This window comes from Pseudomonas sp. ABFPK, from assembly GCF_001586765.1.
In the GTDB taxonomy this organism is placed as follows: Bacteria; Pseudomonadota; Gammaproteobacteria; order Pseudomonadales; family Pseudomonadaceae; genus Aquipseudomonas; species Aquipseudomonas asiatica.
The window spans coordinates 257,420-274,326 of record NZ_LQXW01000056.1 but is presented as its reverse complement, the minus strand read 5'-3'; the positions used below and the strand labels follow the sequence as shown (position 1 = coordinate 274,326).

The window sequence follows — 16,907 nt, the reverse complement described above, 5'->3', positions numbered from 1 at the left end:
CTTTCTCGGTCACTTGCTTGACCGCTTCGATCTTGAATTCTTCGGGGTAACGCTGACGACTCATGGCACCTCCTATTTGGGCCTCATTATGAGGCTTGGAGGTGTCTACGAAACCAGGGGCGATTCAGATAGGGCGATGAAGATTCCAAGATTGGGCGACTGGAGCGTGGCATGCGCTGTTGGCTCAGCTAAAAGCTGGTAGCAAAAAAACGCAACCACAAGTCGCTAACCAGAACGAGTTGGGTAAAGCCATCTGCTCTCTGGTCAGTGACTGGAGCAGCTTGGAACGCTACGTCGATCACTGCTGCTTGCCGATCGACGACAATGCTGCGGAAGGTGCCATTCGCCCGTTCGTCATCGGCAGGGAGAACTGACTGTTCAGTCACATCCCTAAGGGCACTACTACCTGCGCTCAAATTTACAGTCTGCTCGAGGCCGTGAGGGGCAGTAGCCAGAGATATGGCATTCTAGCCTGATCCCCATCAGGCGGTAGCTGGGCTATCTAGATGACTTACGTCGCATTGGGCGCCTTCTCATCATCCAGTGCAACGGCAAAATCAACAAGCGCCTGCACTATCCGCCCACACGCCTTCCCATCCCCATACGGATTATGCGCCACGCTCATCTCCCGATACGCTCCCTCATCCGTCAGCAACCTTGCCAGCTCCCCGACAATAGACCCAACCTCCGTACCGACCAGCTTCACCGTCCCTGCCGCCACTGCCTCCGGCCGCTCCGTGGTATCGCGCATCACCAGCACCGGCTTACCCAGCGCCGGCGCTTCCTCCTGAATGCCCCCCGAGTCGGTCAAAATTACATACGCACGGCTCATCAGGTAAACGAACGGCAGGTAATCCAGCGGTTCGATCAGGTAGATATTCCCCACATCCGCCAGCAGCCGGTTGACCGGTTCGCGCACGTTGGGGTTGAGGTGCACCGGGTACAGCACATCCACCTCGGGGAACTGGCGCGCCGTCTGTACCAAAGCCTGGCAGATGCGTTCGAAGCCACCGCCAAAGTTCTCGCGACGATGGCCTGTTACCAAAACCATGCGGCGGTTGGCAGCCAGGTAATCGAACTGGCGCTCGAACTGTGCCCTCAGCGCCGGGCTCTCCAGTTTGTGCACCACTTCCAGCAGGGCGTCGATCACAGTGTTGCCGGTGGTGAAGATGCTCGCCGGGTCGATGCCTTCCCTTAGCAGGTTGTCACGCGAGGTGGCGGTGGGGGCGAAGTGCAGGGCAGCCAGGGTGCCGGTAAGGCGCCGGTTGCCTTCCTCTGGCCAGGGTGAATACAGGTTATTGGTGCGCAGGCCGGCTTCTACATGGGCTATGGGTATTTGTTGGTAGTAGGCTGCCAGGCTGGTAGCAAAAGTGGTCGCGGTGTCGCCATGCACCAGCACCACATCGGGCTTGAATTCGGCCAGTACCGGCTGGATACCCTGCAAAATCCCGGTGGTCACGCCGGTCAGGTCCTGGCCGGGTTTCATGATGTTCAAGTCGTAATCGGGGGTGATACCGAACAGTTCCAGTACCTGGTCGAGCATTTGCCGGTGTTGGCCGGTTACGCACACGCGCGACTCGAAGCGGGCGTCCTGGGCGAGTTGCAGGGCAAGGGGGGCCATCTTGATGGCTTCTGGACGGGTGCCAAATACGGTGAGGGTCTTGAGGGGCACGGCGGTGATCCTCTTGCTGGACGGGCTGGTACGGGTGGGCCAAAAGGGGCCAGGCAGGCGCGCGGAGACTGGCCTTGTGGACGGGCCGAGAGCGAGGGCAAGCGGCGGGTGGGTGAGGGCATGCAGCTTTGGTCCTTCAAGCAAACGGCTGTCCATTGCTCAAAAAATCTAGCAGTTGGTTCATGTGATGCCAGTTGGCGTAGGCGGGGATGGCCCGCTGGAGAGTGCGGTTGTTCCTGCTCAGGCCTTGTTCACCGGAGGTTGTAGGAATGTGGGCAGGTTTTGCTGTGAATGCGGCATCGGACAAACGGGTATTCGGCTACAGGCCGTGATGCATGGCGCCAATGCTCTCGGGCTGGGGTGGTGGAGGGAAAAGGCGATTGTTTTTTGGGTTGGCGAGTTTGGCTGAGTGATTGATCGATTTGGTAACCATTCGCCGATGATGGTAGCTGTTTCGATGTCGGGTTTGCCGCTAGGGTTGATTGCGCAGCTGAAGGAAACCGGCTGCTGGAAAATGACCAACCCAGGAGTGTTCACCATGCGTAACAACGTTCTGTCGTACTTGCTGCTGCCGCTGTTCGCCAGCCTGTCCTTTTCCCTTAGCGCCGCCCCGGCCAGTACCACGGCGGTGGCCGAGCCGGTGCCGGTGGTAACCCAGCAGCAGGCCCTGCAGCCGCAGCGGCTGGACCTGAACACGGCTGATGCGCTTACTTTGCAGAAGGAGCTGAACGGGATAGGGAAGGCTAAGGCTGAGGCCATAGTGGCCTACCGGGAGGCCAATGGGCCGTTTGCTTCGGTGGATGAGCTGCTGGAGATCAAGGGGATTGGTAATGCGTTGCTGGAGCGTAACCGGGACAAGGTGATGGTGGAATAAGGGGGAGGGGGCTGGGGTTTGTGTCCTGGCCCTGCCTTTGATGAAGATTCAATTCAGAGCACTGAATCCAAAAGCGGTCCGCGTACCCTGTGGGAGCGGCTTTAGCCGCGAACAACCAAACGCGGTGCATGGCACCGGCTGCGCCGGTATTCGCGGCTAAAGCCGCTCCCACAGGGACCCTGCTGATTCAATGAGTTATGTGCAATTCTATGAAAGCGGCCTTGCGACGGTACATGGACCGTATCAGCGGTCAGATCGTGCCAGCGACCAGCGGGGGTGCTAGCGGTCCTGCGCATCCTTGGCATCCGCTTCGGCATTGCGCTCATGTACCTTGCGCAGCTGTTCTTCGGTCAGTGGCAGTTTTTTTGCGGTGTCGCGCAGCAGCATCAGCCCGCCGACGATCGAGCCGAGGGCTATGATGAGTATCAGCCAGGCATACCAGGGCATTGTCGTTCTCCTTTGCTGGTGATGGGCAGCGCTTGTACAAATCTTGAGCAATTGCCCGTTCCGTTGGTTCAATTATAGGAGCCAGCCACTGTCGGGCCAATTCCGTGACCCGCGGGCCCCAAAGCCTGCGCCACTTCGTTTACAATGCGCGCCGTTTTCGACTTGCCAAGAGACCCTGCCCATGTCCGCCTGCCAGACGCCCCTGATCGTCGCCCTGGATTTCCCTACCCGTGAGGCCGCCCTGAAGCTGGCTGACCAGCTTGACCCTGCGCTGTGCCGGGTGAAGGTTGGCAAGGAGCTGTTCACCAGCAGTGCTTCGGGCATTGTCGAAACCCTGTGCGACAAGGGCTTCGAAGTGTTCCTGGACCTCAAGTTCCACGACATCCCCAACACCACCGCCATGGCGGTGAGGGCTGCGGCCGAGATGGGTGTGTGGATGGTGAACGTGCATTGCTCCGGTGGCCTGCGCATGATGGCGGCCTGCCGCGAAGAGCTGGCCAAGCGCAGCGGCCCGCAGCCGTTGCTGATTGGCGTGACCGTGCTGACCAGCATGGAGCGTGAAGACCTGGCCGGTATCGGCCTGGATGTCGACCCGCAAGAGCAGGTGCTGCGCCTGGCGGCGCTGGCCGAGAAGGCTGGCATGGACGGTTTGGTGTGCTCGGCTCTGGAAGCCCCGGCGCTGAAGGCTGCGCACCCGTCGCTGCAACTGGTGACCCCGGGCATTCGCCCGGCGGGCAGCGCGCAGGATGACCAGCGCCGTATCCTCACCCCGCGCCAGGCACTGGATGCGGGTTCGGATTACCTGGTGATCGGCCGGCCGATCAGCCAGGCTGCCGACCCGGCGCAGGCGTTGGCTGCGGTTGTGGCGGAGATTCGTGGGTAAGTAGAAGTAGCCCGCGTTGTGAAGAAAGGCCGGCACGAGAGTGCTGGCCTTTTTTGTTTGGCTTGGTGCATGCACCGCCTTTGGCGGTGATCGCCGGCAAGCCGGCTCCCACAGAAGAGCGCAGCCTCACAGGCAGAGCTGGACCTGTGGGAGCGGGCGAGTCAGCTTTTGTATTTTGGGTTGTTCCCACAAAGCCTGTCAGTGCAGTTTGTTCTTGGCCAGTTCGATGTCGTTCATCAGGGCCTTGGCCATGGCCAGCAGGTAATCGGCTGAGCCCAGCAGCTTGTGGTCATCTTCCATGTCGCCTTCGCGCACAAGGTGCTTGATGTAGCCCAGCAGCACTGACACGTGCTCGTAGGCATCATCGATCGGTATGCCGGGTTGTACGCGGAGCAGGTCGAGGGTGGGGTTGCCAGCTTCGAGGAAGGTTTCCAGGCCTGCGGTTAGGATGGGGGAGGGGGTGTGCTTTTTCATGGTAGTAGCTCCTGACAAGTGGAACTGCCACGCGGATCTTTCTCACGGACCTGGGCGGCAGTCGTACGCGGGGTGAGAAACCGAGGGAGCTTCAAAGCTCGGCCAGACCGAGGTCTGCCCGCGTACGACCGCCATGACAGGCAAGCCAGCTAACTCGCAACAGGTTCTCACACCCGGTCACCAACATGGCGACCCGGTGAAGTTATCCCTGAGGGATTTCCCCGACAATTCAGCTGCTTCCGACCGCTGCGTAGGATAGTTCGCTTGCTGCTTCAAGCTGAAGCGGTGGGGGCAAGGTTCAGGAAAGTCTGACGCGCTGCGAACGCGGTGCTGCAGTTATCGCCGGGGCCGCTGTGCGGCCCAATCGCCGGCAAGCCAGCTCTCATAGAACAACACATGACTCATTAGTTCGGCGAGGTTCTGTAGGAGCAGCCTTGTGCTGCGAAGAGGTCGGTACTGACAAAGCCTGTCTGTTGCTTGTACCGGCCTCTTCGCAGCACAAGGCTGCTCCTACAAAGGCCGCGTCAGACGAGCGATATTTGTTCTCTGCGCGACAGCGCAGCCCAAAAGGGCTGGGTAATCTCCCACAGGTACAGCGTCGGGCTCAACGGTGGCGCTGTACCTGTGGGGGGCCAGTGTTGGCTACCTCAATCTCAAACCTTCAGCACCAACTTGCCAAAGTTTTCCCCACTGAACAGCTTCAGCAAGGTCTCGGGGAAGGTCTCCAGTCCTTCCACCACATCCTCCTTGCTCTTCACCTGCCCGCTGGCCAGCCACCCGGCAATCTCCAGCGCGGCCTTGCCGTAATCCTTGGCGTAATCCATCACCACGAAGCCTTCCATGCGCGCGCGGTTCACCAGCAGTGACAGGTAGTTGGCCGGGCCTTTCACCGCTTCCTTGTTGTTGTACTGGCTGATCGCGCCGCAAATCACGATGCGTGCCTTGAAATTGATGCGGGTCAGCACGGCGTCGAGGATGTCGCCGCCGACGTTGTCGAAGTACACGTCCACGCCTTTGGGGCATTCGCGCTTCAGGCCGGCCAGCACGTCTTCGGCCTTGTAGTCGATCACCCCATCAAAGCCCAGTTCGTCCTTCAGGTACTGGCACTTCTCGGCGCCGCCGGCAATGCCGACCACGCGGCAGCCTTTGATCTTGGCAATTTGCCCGACAATGCTGCCCACCGCGCCAGCCGCGCCGGAAATGACCACGGTGTCACCGGCCTTGGGCTGGCCGACGTCCAGCAGGGCGAAGTAGGCGGTCATGCCGGTCATGCCCAGCGCCGACAGATAGCGGGGCAGGGGCGCCAGGTTGGGGTCGATCTTATGCAGGCCCTGGGGTTCGCCAGTGAAGTAGTCCTGCACGCCAAGGGCGCCGCTTACATGGTCGCCCGGCTTGTAGGCGGGGTGGTTGGAGGCAATCACTTCGCCAACACCCAGCGCGCGCATCACCTGGCCCAGGGCCACGGGCGGGATGTAGGACTTGCCTTCGTTCATCCAGCCGCGCATGGCCGGGTCCAGCGACAGGTACAGGTTGCGCACCAGCACCTGGCCTTCGCCGGGTTGTTCGGCGGGCACGGTCTCGAAGCTGAAGTCGTCACGGCGCACGGCGCCGACCGGGCGTTTGGCGAGCAGGAAGCGGCGGTTGGTGTTGGTCATGGCGGGTCCTTGTGGGCAATGGAAGGGGGAGGCGTCAAATCTACCCTGTTGATGTAGGCAGGTCCTTAACATCACTGACAAGCATGGTAACCCAACCGGTGGGGTGATGATGCTGCCCGGGCGGGTGGTGGCTGACTATGCTCTGAACCCCACCAAGCACGCTTTGGAGCACGCGATGAGCATGACCTTTTCCGGCCAGGTAGCCCTGGTCACCGGCGGCGCCGCCGGCATCGGCCGGGCAACCGCCCTGGCTTTCGCCCAGGAGGGCCTGAAGGTGGTGGTGGCCGACCTCGACCCGGCCGGTGGCGAGGCCACTGTGGCCCTGATCCACGCTGCGGGCGGGGAGGCGCTGTTCATTGCCTGCGACGTTACTCGTGACGCCGAGGTGCGCCAACTGCACGAGCGCCTGATCGCCGCCTATGGGCGGCTGGACTATGCCTACAACAATGCAGGTATCGAGATAGAGCAGGGCCGCCTGGCCGAGGGCAGCGAGGCGGAGTTCGATGCCATCATGGGCGTCAACGTGAAGGGTGTGTGGCTGTGCATGAAGTACCAGCTGCCGTTGCTGTTGGCCCAGGGCGGTGGGGCCATCGTCAATACCGCTTCGGTGGCGGGCTTGGGCGCGGCGCCGAAGATGAGCATCTACAGCGCCTCCAAGCACGCGGTGATCGGCCTGACCAAGTCGGCGGCCATCGAATACGCCAAGAAGGGCATCCGGGTGAATGCGGTGTGCCCGGCGGTGATCGACACCGACATGTTCCGCCGCGCCTATGAGGCCGACCCACGCAAGGCCGAGTTTGCCGCTGCCATGCATCCGGTGGGGCGCATTGGCAAGGTCGAGGAAATTGCCAGTGCCGTGCTGTACCTGTGCAGTGATGGCGCGGCGTTTACCACAGGGCATTGCCTGGCAGTGGATGGTGGGGCTACGGCGATCTGAGCCGATATCGATGTGGCCTTCTTCGCGGGTAAACCCGCTCCCACAGGTACTGCACCGCTCTCGGGTTGGGTGCGATCTCTGTGGGAGCGGGTTCACCCGCGAAAGGGTCGGGCCTGCCCACTCTGATGCCAGCCCACCCCCATCACCAGAAACACCGCCAACCCTTTATGCTTAACTGTTCGCTCAAAACCAGCGAACACTTGCCCCTCGACCGCACCAGCCCCACCCCGCTGGTGCAGCAACTCACCGACCACCTGCAAACCTGGATCGACCAGCAACGCCTGCGCCCGGCGCGCGCCTGCCGTCGATTCGGGCCTTGGCCCGCAGCCAGGCGGTCAGTGCGTCGTAGTTGGCGCACGGCCACCGAGCTGGCCCAGGCAGTGCGCCAGGTAAGCCGTGGCAACCCGCAGGACCTGTTCGACTATTGCCCACCCCTGGGCCTGGCCAGCCTGCGCCAACAGCTGCACAAGCGCCTGGCGCAGCTGGGCATCGCCGCCGGCCTCGAACGTATCCTCACCACCCACGGCGCCAGCCACGGCCTGGACCTGCTGGTGCGCACCCTGCTGCGTCCGGGCGACACGGTCCTTGTGGAAAACCCCGGCTACTACAACCGTCTGGGCCCGGGTGCCAGGCCGCGACTTTGCCAGCCTGGAGCGCCTTGCACTGGAACACGACGTGCTGCTCACCCCCGGCAGCGCCTTCGATTACCAGGGCGCGGCCAGCGCCTGGCTGCGCATCAATGTCGCTTACGGGCAGGACTCCCGCGCCCAGGCCTTCCTTCAGCACGCAGGGCGACCTCTGCCAAGCTGATAGCGACACGCTCATAGCTATTTGACACTATTCTGACGTCAGGCCCTTGTTCATCGGCTGGCAACGTTGCCACCCTTGGCCTTCGGGATAACCTCGCACGCAGAAGGGGAATCGGCATGGGCACGAGCAAGCACGGTGTGCTGGCGAACCTGGGCATGGCACGCAAACTCGGCCTGGGCTTTGCCCTGGTGCTGGTGCTGACCCTGGCGGTGGCCGGCATTGGCATTGCCGCGTTGCACAGCGTTGGCCAGCGCTTCGACAGCTTGCGCCAGCTGGCCCAGTTCAATACTGACCTGCTGCGCTTGCGCCAGCACGAGCAGGCATTTGCCCTGCGCTCCGACCTGCAGCAGGCCGAGGCCTTGCGCAGCGGCTTGCAGGGCCTGGTCGAACGCGCCCGTGGCCTGCCGGCGCTGGCGGCGGCGGAAACCGACCTGGCAGCCTATGGCCAGGCGTTCGAGGCCTTTGTCGAGGCGGTGCAGGCCAAGGAGCTGGCGCTGGACATGGCCAGTTGGTCGGTGTCCAGCGTGGCCAATAACCTCGACGTACTGCAGGCCGGCCTGGCCGATGACGGCGTGTATACCCTTAAGCAGTCCCAGGGCCAGCAGGGCGGCGCGTTCCTCGAGCAGGCCACGCAGGTGGCGCAGGTGTCGCGGCTGATGCTGCAGGCCATGGACGAAGCGCGGGTACGCCTGGAAAAAAGCCGCAAGGGCGAAGAGGGCGTCAGCCAGGAGCGCATTGCCCAGACCGTCGAAGCCGCCAGCCTGGTCAGCCAGTTGCAGGGCGCTGTCAGCGATGCCGGCTACCAGAGTGTGTTGGGTGAAGTGGCGGGGCACATTGGCAGCTTCTCGGAAAAGCTTAACGAATACACGGACCAACTGGCCCGCGAGCAGGGCTTGAAGGCGCAGTTGCAGGCCAGTGCCGAGCAAGTCACCAACCGGGTCGACCAGGCTTACCTGGGGCAGGAGCAGGCCCTGCAGGGCGAACTGCAACGCAATGCCGTGGCCATCGGCCTGGCTACCGCATTGGCGCTGCTGGTAGGTGTGCTGGCAGCCTGGCTGATCACCCGCGCCGTGGTAGGCCCGCTCAAGCATGTGATTGCCCGCGCCCAGCGCATCGCTGCCGGCGAGCTGAGCTTCGACGCCCAGGCACCACGCCGTGACGAAGTAGGGCAGCTGATGCAGGCCATGCAGCAGATGGCGGCTGGCCTGTCGGGCATTGTCAGCGGTTTGCAGCAGGGCATCGAGCAACTGGCCGGCAATGCGCAGGCGCTGTCGGCGGTGACCGAACAGACCAACCGCGAGGTGGGCAGCCAGAAGGAAGAGACCGAGCAGGTGGCCACCGCCATGCAGCAGATGACCGCCACCGTGCACGATGTGGCGCGTAATGCCGAGGAGGCGGCGCAGGCGGCCCAGGCTGCGGATGAGAAGGTTGATTCCGGGCAGCAGGTGGTGCGCCAGAGCATGCAGCGCATCGAGCAACTGGCGTCGGCGGCGGAGACGGCCAGCGCCGGTATCGACAGCCTCAGTGCCGAGATCCACACCATTGGCGACGTGCTGGAAGTGATCAAGAGTGTGGCCGAACAGACCAACCTGCTGGCGCTGAATGCTGCTATCGAAGCCGCCCGCGCGGGTGAGCAGGGGCGTGGCTTTGCCGTGGTCGCTGACGAGGTGCGTGCGCTGGCGCGGCGTACCCGGCAGTCTACCGAGCAGATCGAGACCTTGGTCGCCAGCCTGCGGGGCAATGCCCAGCAGTCGGTGGCGCAGATTCGCGGCAGTACCGAGCTGGTGCGTTTGGCGGTGGCTGATGCGCTGCAGACCGAAAGCGCGCTGGGCAGCATTGCGGCGGCGGTGTCATTGATTCAGCAGATGAACCAGCAGATTGCCGCGGCGGCCGAGCAGCAGAGCTCGGTGGCGGAAGAGATCAGCCGCAGCGTCACGCAGATCCGTGGTAGTGCCGATCAGGCGGCGTTGGCGATGCAGGATAATGCCCGGTCGAGTATCGAGCTGGCGCAGCTGGGTACCGACCTGAAGGGGATGGTGGGGCATTTCAGGTTGTGATCTGGACCTGGGGCTTGTGTTGCCTGTACCGGCCCCTTCGCGGGTAAACCCGCTCCCACAGGAATACCACAATGCTGAATATTGTGTGATCCCTGTGGGAGCGGGTTTACCCGCGAAGAGGCCAGTACAGGCAACAAATACCTTCAGGCCCTGCGCGGGTTGAGGATCATCAAGGCCAGTACCCCCGCCACAATCCCCCAGAACGCCGAGCCGATCGAGAACAAGGTCAGCCCCGAAGCGGTCACCATGAAGGTAATCACCGCCGCCTCCCGTTCGCGCGCTTCGCTCATTGCCACGGTCAGCCCGTTCATGATCGAGCCGAACAGCGCCAGCGCCGCAATCGATAGCACCAGCTCTTTCGGCAGCGCCGCAAACAGCGCCGCCAAGGTCGCGCCGAACACCCCGGCAATGCCATAGAAAATCCCGCACCACACCGCCGCGGTATAGCGCTTGCCCGGGTCTTCATGGGCATGCGGCCCGGTGCAGATTGCCGCGCTGATCGCCGCCAGGTTGACCCCATGCGAACCAAACGGCGCCAGCAGCAGCGAGGCAAAGCCGGTGGCCGAGATCAGCGGCGAGGCCGGCACCTGGTAGCCGTCGGCGCGCAGCACGGCCACACCCGGCATGTTCTGCGAGGTCATCGCCACCACGAACAGCGGAATGCCAATGCTGATGGTCGCCGCCAGCGAGAAGCTTGGCCTGGTCCACACCGGCGTGGCCATCTCCAGCCGGAAGCCGCTGAAGTCCAGCAGGCCCAGGGCGCCGGACAGCGCCGTACCCACCAATAGCGCGGCCAGCACGCAGTAACGCGGCGACAGGCGTTTGACCAGCAGGTAGCTGAAGAACATGCCCAGTACCAGCAGGGTGCGATGCTGGGCGGCAACGAAGATTTCGCTGCCGATCTTGAACAGGATACCCGCCAGCAGCGCCGAGGCCAGCGAGGCCGGGATGCGCTTGACCAGGCGCTCGAAGCTGCCGGTCAGGCCACAGATCAGCACCAGCACGGCACAGGTGATGTAGGCGCCGATCGCTTCGCCATAGCTGACCCCGCCCAGGCTGGTGATCAGCAGGGCGGCGCCGGGGGTGGACCAGGCCACGGTGATCGGTGTGCGGTAACGCAGCGACAGGCCGATGCTGCACACCGCCATGCCGATCGACAACGCCCAGATCCATGAGGAAATCTGCGCGGTGGTCAGCCCGGCTGCCTGGCCGGCCTGGAACATCAGCACCAGCGAGCTGGTATAGCCGGTGAGCATGGCGATGAAGCCGGCGACCACCGCCGACGGGGAGCTGTCTGCCAGGGGCCGCAGGCGTATGGAAGTGGCGTCGGTCATGAACAAAATCCTTGTAAAGGTGTAAGCAGTTTTTTCAGACTACAGCGAGCAAGGTTGATCCTTGCCATACAGCGGCCATTGCTTTTAGCCGTACAGTCGCCAACTATTGGGTGAAAATGCAGAACTGCACAGGCAGCCACAAGAATGGTGCCCGCTTTTGTAGGAGCAGCCTTGTGCTGCGAAGAGGCCGTTTCAGCCCATCCAGGTGCTGCGCCTGTAACGGCCTCTTCGCAGCACAAGGCTGCTCCTACAGGGCCAGGCGAGATCTTTGGCATAGAGGGGGAGAGGGGCGATGTACAAGGTCTATGGCGACTACCAGTCGGGCAACTGTTACAAGGTCAAGCTGATGTTGAGCCTGCTGGGCCGGCCATATGAATGGCACCCGGTGGACATCCTCAAGGGCGAGACCGAAACGCCCGAGTTCCTGGCGATGAACCCCAACGGCAAGGTACCGGTGCTGGAGCTGGAGGACGGCAGCTACTTGTGGGAGTCCAATGCCATTCTCAACTACCTGGCCGACGGCAGCGAGTTCCTGCCCACCGAGCCACGCCTGCGCACCCAGGTGTTGCAGTGGCAGTTCTTCGAGCAGTACAGCCATGAGCCGTACATTGCCGTGGCGCGTTTCATCCAGTTCTACCTGGGGTTGCCGGACGAGCGACTGGAGGAGTACCGCAAGCTGCACAAGGGCGGTTACAAGGCACTGAAGGTGATGGAGCGGCAGCTGCAGATGACGCCGTACCTGGTCGGCGAGCAGTATTCGATTGCCGATGTGGCGTTGTATGCCTACACCCATGTGGCGCAGCAGGGCGGGTTCGACCTGGCCGACTACCCCGCAGTGAGGGCCTGGCTGGAGCGGGTCAGCAGCCACCCGCGGCATGTGCCGATGGTGGGTTAGTTTATAGCTTGTGCCGGCCTCTTCGCGGGTAAACCCGCTCCCACAGGGAAATCACAGGGCCTGAGGGCAGCGGAGTACCTGTGGGAGCGGGTTTACCCGCGAAAGGGCCAGTACAGGCCACCTGCAAACGGTCAGGCCGACGCGAACCGCTCATCCAGGTAGGCAATGATGGCCTTGGACTCATACATCCAGGTCACCTTGCCCGCTTCTTCAATACGCAGGCACGGCACTTTCACCCGGCCGCCACCTTCCTGCAGGGCCTGGCGGTGCACCGGGTCGTTCTTGGCATCGCGCAGCGCTACCGGCACGTTCAAACGGTGCAGGGTGCGGCGGGTCTTGACGCAGAACGGGCAGGCGTGGAACTGGTACAGCGCCAGGCCCTGGGCCGCTTGCTCGACGCGGGCCTGGGCGGCGGCGTCGCGCTTGCGCTTGGCCGGGCGGCTGATCCAGTCGCCGAACACGATGAGCTGGCCGAGGCCAACCCGCAGGGCTTTGACGATCATGGGCAACTCCTGAAATGAAAAAGCCGACCCGGCAGGGTCGGCTCGGGGTCAGCAGCCAATCACTTGATCAGGCTGAGGAACTCGCTGCGGGTGGCGGCGTTTTCGCGGAACTCACCCAGCATCACCGAGGTGATCATGGTCGAGTTCTGCTTCTCGACACCGCGCATCATCATGCACATGTGCTTGGCTTCGATGACCACGGCAACGCCGGCGGCACCGGTTACCTGCTGCACGGCCTCGGCAACCTGGCGGCTGAGGTTTTCCTGGATCTGCAGGCGGCGAGCGTACATGTCGACGATGCGCGCCACCTTCGACAGGCCCAGTACCTTGCCCTTGGGCAGGTAGGCCACGTGCGCCTTGCCGATGAACGGCAGCATGTGGTGTTCGCACATCGAATACAGCTCGATGTCCCGGACCAGCACCATTTCGCTGTTGTCAGAGCTGAACAGCGCGTTGTTGGTGACTTCTTCCAGTGTTTGCTCATAACCGCGGCAAAGGTACTTCATCGCCTTTGCAGCCCGCTTGGGCGTGTCGAGCAGGCCCTCACGGGAGACGTCCTCGCCAATCTGGCTGAGGATCTCGGTGTAGTTCTGTTCCAGGGACATGGATCTACCTGTGGGAAAAAATCGCAAAAACGAAGGGTACGGCGGTGAGGGCGGCGCTGCAAGCGCGGCGTTACTCGTCGCGGCCTTCGAGCATGGTTCGCTTGAGCATCACATACACCGCGCCGGTGCCGCCGTGGCGGGCGTTGCACGAGGCAAAACCGAGTACCTGCGGGTGCTGGCGCAGCCAGGTGTTGACGTGGCTCTTGATCATCGGGCGCTTGCCGTCCAGGCGCGCGGCCTTGCCGTGGGTAACCCGCACGCAGCGCACTTCCAGTCTGGTGGCTTCGGCGATGAAGTCCCACAGGGTTTCGCGGGCCTTTTCCACGGTCATGCCATGCAGGTCGAGGCTGCCCTCGAACGGGATCTGCCCCAGCTTCAGCTTGCGCAGCTGGCCTTCCTGCACGCCGTCGCGGCGCCACAGCAGCTCGTCTTCGGCGCCAACGTCGATGACGAACTGGTCGGACATGCCGTCGATCACCAGCGCCTTGTCACTGCGCACGGTCGCCGCCTGGCGCAGGCCGGCCAGCTTCTGGCGGTCGGCCTTGGGCTTGCCGACTTCGGCGCGGTCGTGCGTGATCGGTCTGACACCGCGCACTTCGGCCTTGAACAGGGAAAAATCGTCGTCTTGCATGATGCCTCCACGTGGACGGCGTAGTTTACGCGACTGTGGGGCCTTGTGCAGCCTGTGCCGGCCCTTTCGCGGGTAAACCCGCTCCCACAGGGACCGCGTCAGCAGTGCCTCAATCGTGTTTTTTCATCAGGTGCGGCGACAGGTTCAGTTCCCGCCCGCGGCGCAGGCGAATGCGGCTGCGCCGCCAGAAGCGCACGCCCAGCCACAGCAGCAGCAAGCCGGCCACGGTGAGGATGCCGGCCAGCGGTTTGTTGGCATTGAGCTCCGCCAGGGCAGGGTAGTTGCCCAGCAGGCCGGCGACCCCGGCCATCGCCAGCAGCACGCCAAGGGTCGCCAGCATGGCCGACAGGCCGGCCGCCAGGCGGGCGCCCCAGTTACGCGGTTCGCGCGGGCGCAGGCGCTTGGCGTCGAAACTGCCTTTGAGCTTCATTCCGCTCTCCTCTGTGGATATCCGGAATTCGACCTGGAGCCGCCCATCGGGTTCCGCCCGGCTGCCGGGCGGTCGTACCCAGCCGATCAGATCAGGCTGGCGGTGGGGGCCACGCAAGCGAAGTTGTCGGCCATCACGGCCATTTCGCACTGGTGGATCTGCGCGGCCGGGATCACCCCATCCTTGAATGCCAGGTCGCGGGTCGCCGAAGCGTCTTCCACCAGGGTGCAGCGGTAACCATAGTCCTTGGCGCGGCGTACCGTGGTGCTGACGCTGGAGTGGCTCATGAAGCCGCAGACGATCAGGTCCAGGTGCCCCAGCGCCTGCAGGGTCTCATGCAGCTGGGTGTTCTTGAATGCATTGGGCATGCGTTTTTCGATGACGATTTCGCCTTCCAGCGGCTCCAGCCCCGGAATGAACTGGCCGGCCGGCCCTTGTGGGTCGAAGCGGCCACCGACAGTGCCCAGGTGGCGAACGTGGATGATCGGACGGCCGCTCTTGCGCGCGGCGTCGAGCAACCTGGCGATGTTGGCCACGGCCTCGTCCATGCCCGACAGCGCCAGGGGCCCGCTGAGGTACTCCTTTTGCGCATCGATGATGATCAGGCTGGCGTGGCTCAGCTTGGCCGGCGGGTAGTCGCGGCCAGTGAGGCGAAACATCGTGGTTGGAACGGACATCAAGGGCTCCTTGGATAGGGCTTTTGTATACCTATTCTCCCCTGCCTTGGCGCCAATGGGAATGGTTGACAACGCAAGCGGCATGGTTACTGGCTTGTGGCTAGCCATTGGGTAAGGCAAAGGAACAAATGTGCGGGTAGGGCTGTTAGACTTTTGTCCGGTCTGAATTAGGAGTACCCCGTGATCACATCCCGCCTGCGCACGCTGCGCGACTACATCCGCTGGGCGGTCAGCCGCTTCCACGAGCACGACCTGTTCTTCGGCCACGGTGCCGACAATGCCTGGGACGAGGCCCGCCTGCTGGTACTGGGGGCGGTGCACCTGCCGTGGGAGGTGGCCGACAGCTATCTGGACTGCATGCTCGAGGACGACGAGCGGGTACGCCTGCAGCACCTGCTCAAGCGCCGTATCGAAGAACGCGTGCCGGCCGCCTACCTGTTGGGCGAGGCCTGGTTCTGCGGCATGTCGTTCATCGTCGACGAGCGCGTGCTGGTGCCGCGTTCGCCGATTGGCGAGCTGATCGAGAAACGCTTCGAGCCGTGGCTGGCGAGCGAGCCGGCGCGCATTCTCGACCTGTGCACCGGTTCTGGCTGCATCGGCATCGTTGCCGCCGACGTGTTCCCCGAGGCCGAGGTAGTGCTGGCCGACCTGTCGTTCGAAGCGCTCGAAGTGGCCAACCAGAACATCGAACGCCACGGCCTGGACGGGCGCGTGTACACCGTGCAGGGCGACGGTTTTGGCGGTTTGCCAGGGCAACGTTTCGACCTGATCCTGTCCAACCCGCCGTATGTCGATGCCGAAGATTTCGACGACATGCCGGCCGAGTACCACCACGAGCCCGAGTTGGGCCTGGCCTGTGGCAACGATGGCCTGGACCTGGTGCGGCGCATGCTGGCCGAGGCGGCGGACCACCTCACCGACAAGGGCTTGCTGATTGTCGAGGTGGGCAACAGCCAGGTGCATGTCGAGGCGCTGTACCCCGAGGTGGACTTTGCCTGGCTGGAGTTCGAGCGCGGTGGGCACGGGGTGTTCATGCTGACCGCCGAGCAGTGCCGGCAGCATCAGGAACTGTTCAAGGCCCGGGTCTGATTCCAGGGCCTCTTCGCGGGTAAACCCGCTCCCACAGGTATAGCGTTGCCCTCAGGTGCGACGCGGACCCTGTGGGAGCGGGTTTACCCGCGAATTAGGCGACGCGGTCTCAGCGCGTGGCAATCCAGATCAGCAACCCCGCCTGGAACACCGCAAACGCCACCAGGCAGGTAATGGTAAAGCGCAACCCGCTGTCTTCACGCTGGTACTTGGCAACCCGTTCATCTCGCTCACGCAGTTGCCCTTCCTTCTCCTGCAACTGCTGGTCAGCCTGCTGCAGCAGGCCGGCAGCATCCAGTATCCCCACTCGCTGCAAGCGCTCGCTGTTCCATGCCCCCTTGAGCTCGCCCACCGTCATTTCCACGGTACGGCCCTTCAGATGCTGGCTGTCCTCGTACTCCACCTCGATACCCATCCCGCGCAGGCAGTGGTCACGACGCAGGCGTGAGTCTTCGTTCAGCGCATCCTTGCTCGGCAGCGCCATGCCCTCGATCCGGTAGTGCGACCACTTGCGCTGCAGCCATTGCGCGGCCTGGGCCAGCAGGAAGCGGCCGATGCCACGGTTCAGCGGCTCCAGTTGCAGGCCATGTTCATTGCCAATGCGCACCAGGCGCGCGGAGTGGTCGACGCGAATGTCCAGGCGGTTCTGTTCCTTGTGCACCTTTTGCCCGGGCAGCTGGATTTCCATGCGCAGCAGGCTGTGGGCCTTGTCGTGGCGTTCGGCATAGCCGAACTGCACGAAGCGCAGGGGCCGCGCGCCGGTGTTGCGGTCGGTGGGCAGGGCGGCCAGGCGCAACAGCTGGAAATGTTCGGCGGCCAGCTCGGCCCAGGGCAGGGCAGGGCTTTCCTCGGGCTCTTCGGCTGGCTCTACGGCGGCGGGGGCGGTTGTCATCAGGGCTTGTCCTTGGGTACGGGCATGCGGCAGGGGCTGCGC

At 63.3% G+C, this 16,907-nt stretch carries 17 protein-coding genes and 3 pseudogenes; 9 read left to right on the top strand and 11 right to left on the bottom strand.

Going from position 1 to position 16,907, the window contains the following annotated elements:
• Positions 1 to 135 precede the first annotated feature (135 nt).
• Positions 136 to 455: pseudogene (locus WM94_RS30940) on the top strand (transposase); the annotation flags it as partial.
• A 56-nt stretch (positions 456 to 511) separates the two neighbouring features.
• On the opposite strand, the gene wecB reads toward WM94_RS30940, so the two are convergent.
• Positions 512 to 1,672: a non-hydrolyzing UDP-N-acetylglucosamine 2-epimerase gene (wecB, locus tag WM94_RS25390; RefSeq protein WP_061552399.1), complete on the bottom strand. Its 1,161-nt coding sequence runs from the start codon at positions 1,670 to 1,672 to the stop codon at positions 512 to 514.
• A 538-nt stretch (positions 1,673 to 2,210) separates the two neighbouring features.
• Between wecB and WM94_RS25385 the strand changes: the two genes are divergently transcribed.
• A complete protein-coding gene (locus tag WM94_RS25385) occupies positions 2,211 to 2,546 on the top strand; it encodes a ComEA family DNA-binding protein (protein ID WP_039614938.1) in 336 nt (111 codons plus the stop codon).
• 279 nt (positions 2,547 to 2,825) lie between these two features.
• On the opposite strand, the gene WM94_RS29825 is transcribed toward WM94_RS25385, so the two are convergent.
• Complete coding sequence (locus tag WM94_RS29825; protein WP_010952850.1) at positions 2,826 to 2,993, bottom strand: DUF2897 family protein; 168 nt, start codon at positions 2,991 to 2,993, stop codon at positions 2,826 to 2,828.
• 181 nt (positions 2,994 to 3,174) lie between these two features.
• Here WM94_RS29825 and pyrF point away from each other — a divergent pair, with 181 nt between their 5' ends.
• Positions 3,175 to 3,876 carry an orotidine-5'-phosphate decarboxylase gene (gene pyrF / locus WM94_RS25380; protein ID WP_015269338.1) on the top strand — a complete coding sequence of 234 codons (702 nt, stop codon included), beginning with the start codon at positions 3,175 to 3,177 and terminating at the stop codon, positions 3,874 to 3,876.
• A gap of 198 nt (positions 3,877 to 4,074) precedes the next feature.
• On the opposite strand, the gene WM94_RS25375 is transcribed toward pyrF, so the two are convergent.
• Together WM94_RS25375 and WM94_RS25370 are read right to left on the bottom strand one after the other, a co-directional pair.
• A complete protein-coding gene (locus WM94_RS25375) occupies positions 4,075 to 4,350 on the bottom strand; it encodes a DUF3077 domain-containing protein (protein WP_061552398.1) in 276 nt (91 codons plus the stop codon).
• 653 nt (positions 4,351 to 5,003) lie between these two features.
• Entirely contained in the window at positions 5,004 to 6,005 is a 1,002-nt protein-coding gene (locus WM94_RS25370) for an NADP-dependent oxidoreductase (RefSeq protein WP_061552397.1), read from the bottom strand.
• Positions 6,006 to 6,180: 175 nt separating this feature from the next.
• Between WM94_RS25370 and WM94_RS25365 the strand changes: the two genes are divergently transcribed.
• The 4 genes and pseudogenes from WM94_RS25365 (at position 6,181) to WM94_RS31245 (ending at position 9,809) form a co-directional block, all read left to right on the top strand.
• Positions 6,181 to 6,942, top strand: coding sequence for an SDR family oxidoreductase (locus WM94_RS25365; protein ID WP_039614939.1), 762 nt, complete (start codon positions 6,181 to 6,183; stop codon positions 6,940 to 6,942).
• A 167-nt stretch (positions 6,943 to 7,109) separates the two neighbouring features.
• A pseudogene (locus WM94_RS29820) lies at positions 7,110 to 7,553 on the top strand (aminotransferase class I/II-fold pyridoxal phosphate-dependent enzyme); the annotation flags it as partial.
• Positions 7,554 to 7,868: 315 nt separating this feature from the next.
• A pseudogene (locus tag WM94_RS31250) lies at positions 7,869 to 8,948 on the top strand (HAMP domain-containing protein); the annotation flags it as partial.
• On the top strand, positions 8,928 to 9,809 hold the full coding sequence (locus WM94_RS31245; protein ID WP_371264047.1) for a methyl-accepting chemotaxis protein: 882 nt from the start codon (positions 8,928 to 8,930) through the stop codon (positions 9,807 to 9,809). The pseudogene WM94_RS31250 and the gene WM94_RS31245, both read left to right, overlap by 21 nt.
• A gap of 143 nt (positions 9,810 to 9,952) precedes the next feature.
• Here the strand turns inward: WM94_RS31245 and WM94_RS25345 are convergent, their stop codons facing one another.
• On the bottom strand, positions 9,953 to 11,143 hold the full coding sequence (locus tag WM94_RS25345) for a benzoate/H(+) symporter BenE family transporter (protein WP_061552394.1): 1,191 nt from the start codon (positions 11,141 to 11,143) through the stop codon (positions 9,953 to 9,955).
• Positions 11,144 to 11,435: 292 nt separating this feature from the next.
• Between WM94_RS25345 and WM94_RS25340 the strand changes: the two genes are divergently transcribed.
• Positions 11,436 to 12,038 carry a glutathione S-transferase family protein gene (locus tag WM94_RS25340; RefSeq protein WP_038409095.1) on the top strand — a complete coding sequence of 201 codons (603 nt, stop codon included), beginning with the start codon at positions 11,436 to 11,438 and terminating at the stop codon, positions 12,036 to 12,038.
• 131 nt (positions 12,039 to 12,169) lie between these two features.
• Here the strand turns inward: WM94_RS25340 and WM94_RS25335 are convergent, their stop codons facing one another.
• The 5 genes from WM94_RS25335 to WM94_RS25315 all read right to left on the bottom strand — a co-directional run bounded on the left by WM94_RS25335 (position 12,170) and on the right by WM94_RS25315 (position 14,884).
• Positions 12,170 to 12,541, bottom strand: coding sequence for a glutaredoxin (locus WM94_RS25335; protein WP_003260822.1), 372 nt, complete (start codon positions 12,539 to 12,541; stop codon positions 12,170 to 12,172).
• A 59-nt stretch (positions 12,542 to 12,600) separates the two neighbouring features.
• Positions 12,601 to 13,146 carry a GTP cyclohydrolase I FolE gene (gene folE, locus WM94_RS25330; protein WP_013971502.1) on the bottom strand — a complete coding sequence of 182 codons (546 nt, stop codon included), beginning with the start codon at positions 13,144 to 13,146 and terminating at the stop codon, positions 12,601 to 12,603.
• A gap of 70 nt (positions 13,147 to 13,216) precedes the next feature.
• Entirely contained in the window at positions 13,217 to 13,777 is a 561-nt protein-coding gene (locus tag WM94_RS25325) for a Smr/MutS family protein (RefSeq protein WP_061552393.1), read from the bottom strand.
• A 109-nt stretch (positions 13,778 to 13,886) separates the two neighbouring features.
• Positions 13,887 to 14,207 (bottom strand): hypothetical protein, encoded by a 321-nt coding sequence (locus WM94_RS25320; protein WP_024086500.1) that lies wholly within the window; start codon positions 14,205 to 14,207, stop codon positions 13,887 to 13,889.
• An 86-nt stretch (positions 14,208 to 14,293) separates the two neighbouring features.
• Entirely contained in the window at positions 14,294 to 14,884 is a 591-nt protein-coding gene (locus WM94_RS25315; protein ID WP_025338152.1) for a cysteine hydrolase family protein, read from the bottom strand.
• A 180-nt stretch (positions 14,885 to 15,064) separates the two neighbouring features.
• Here WM94_RS25315 and prmB point away from each other — a divergent pair, with 180 nt between their 5' ends.
• Positions 15,065 to 15,973, top strand: coding sequence for a 50S ribosomal protein L3 N(5)-glutamine methyltransferase (gene prmB, locus WM94_RS25310; RefSeq protein WP_015269350.1), 909 nt, complete (start codon positions 15,065 to 15,067; stop codon positions 15,971 to 15,973).
• A gap of 109 nt (positions 15,974 to 16,082) precedes the next feature.
• On the opposite strand, the gene WM94_RS25305 is transcribed toward prmB, so the two are convergent.
• Entirely contained in the window at positions 16,083 to 16,865 is a 783-nt protein-coding gene (locus WM94_RS25305) for a hypothetical protein (RefSeq protein WP_013971507.1), read from the bottom strand.
• Between the last annotated feature and the right edge of the window lie 42 nt (positions 16,866 to 16,907).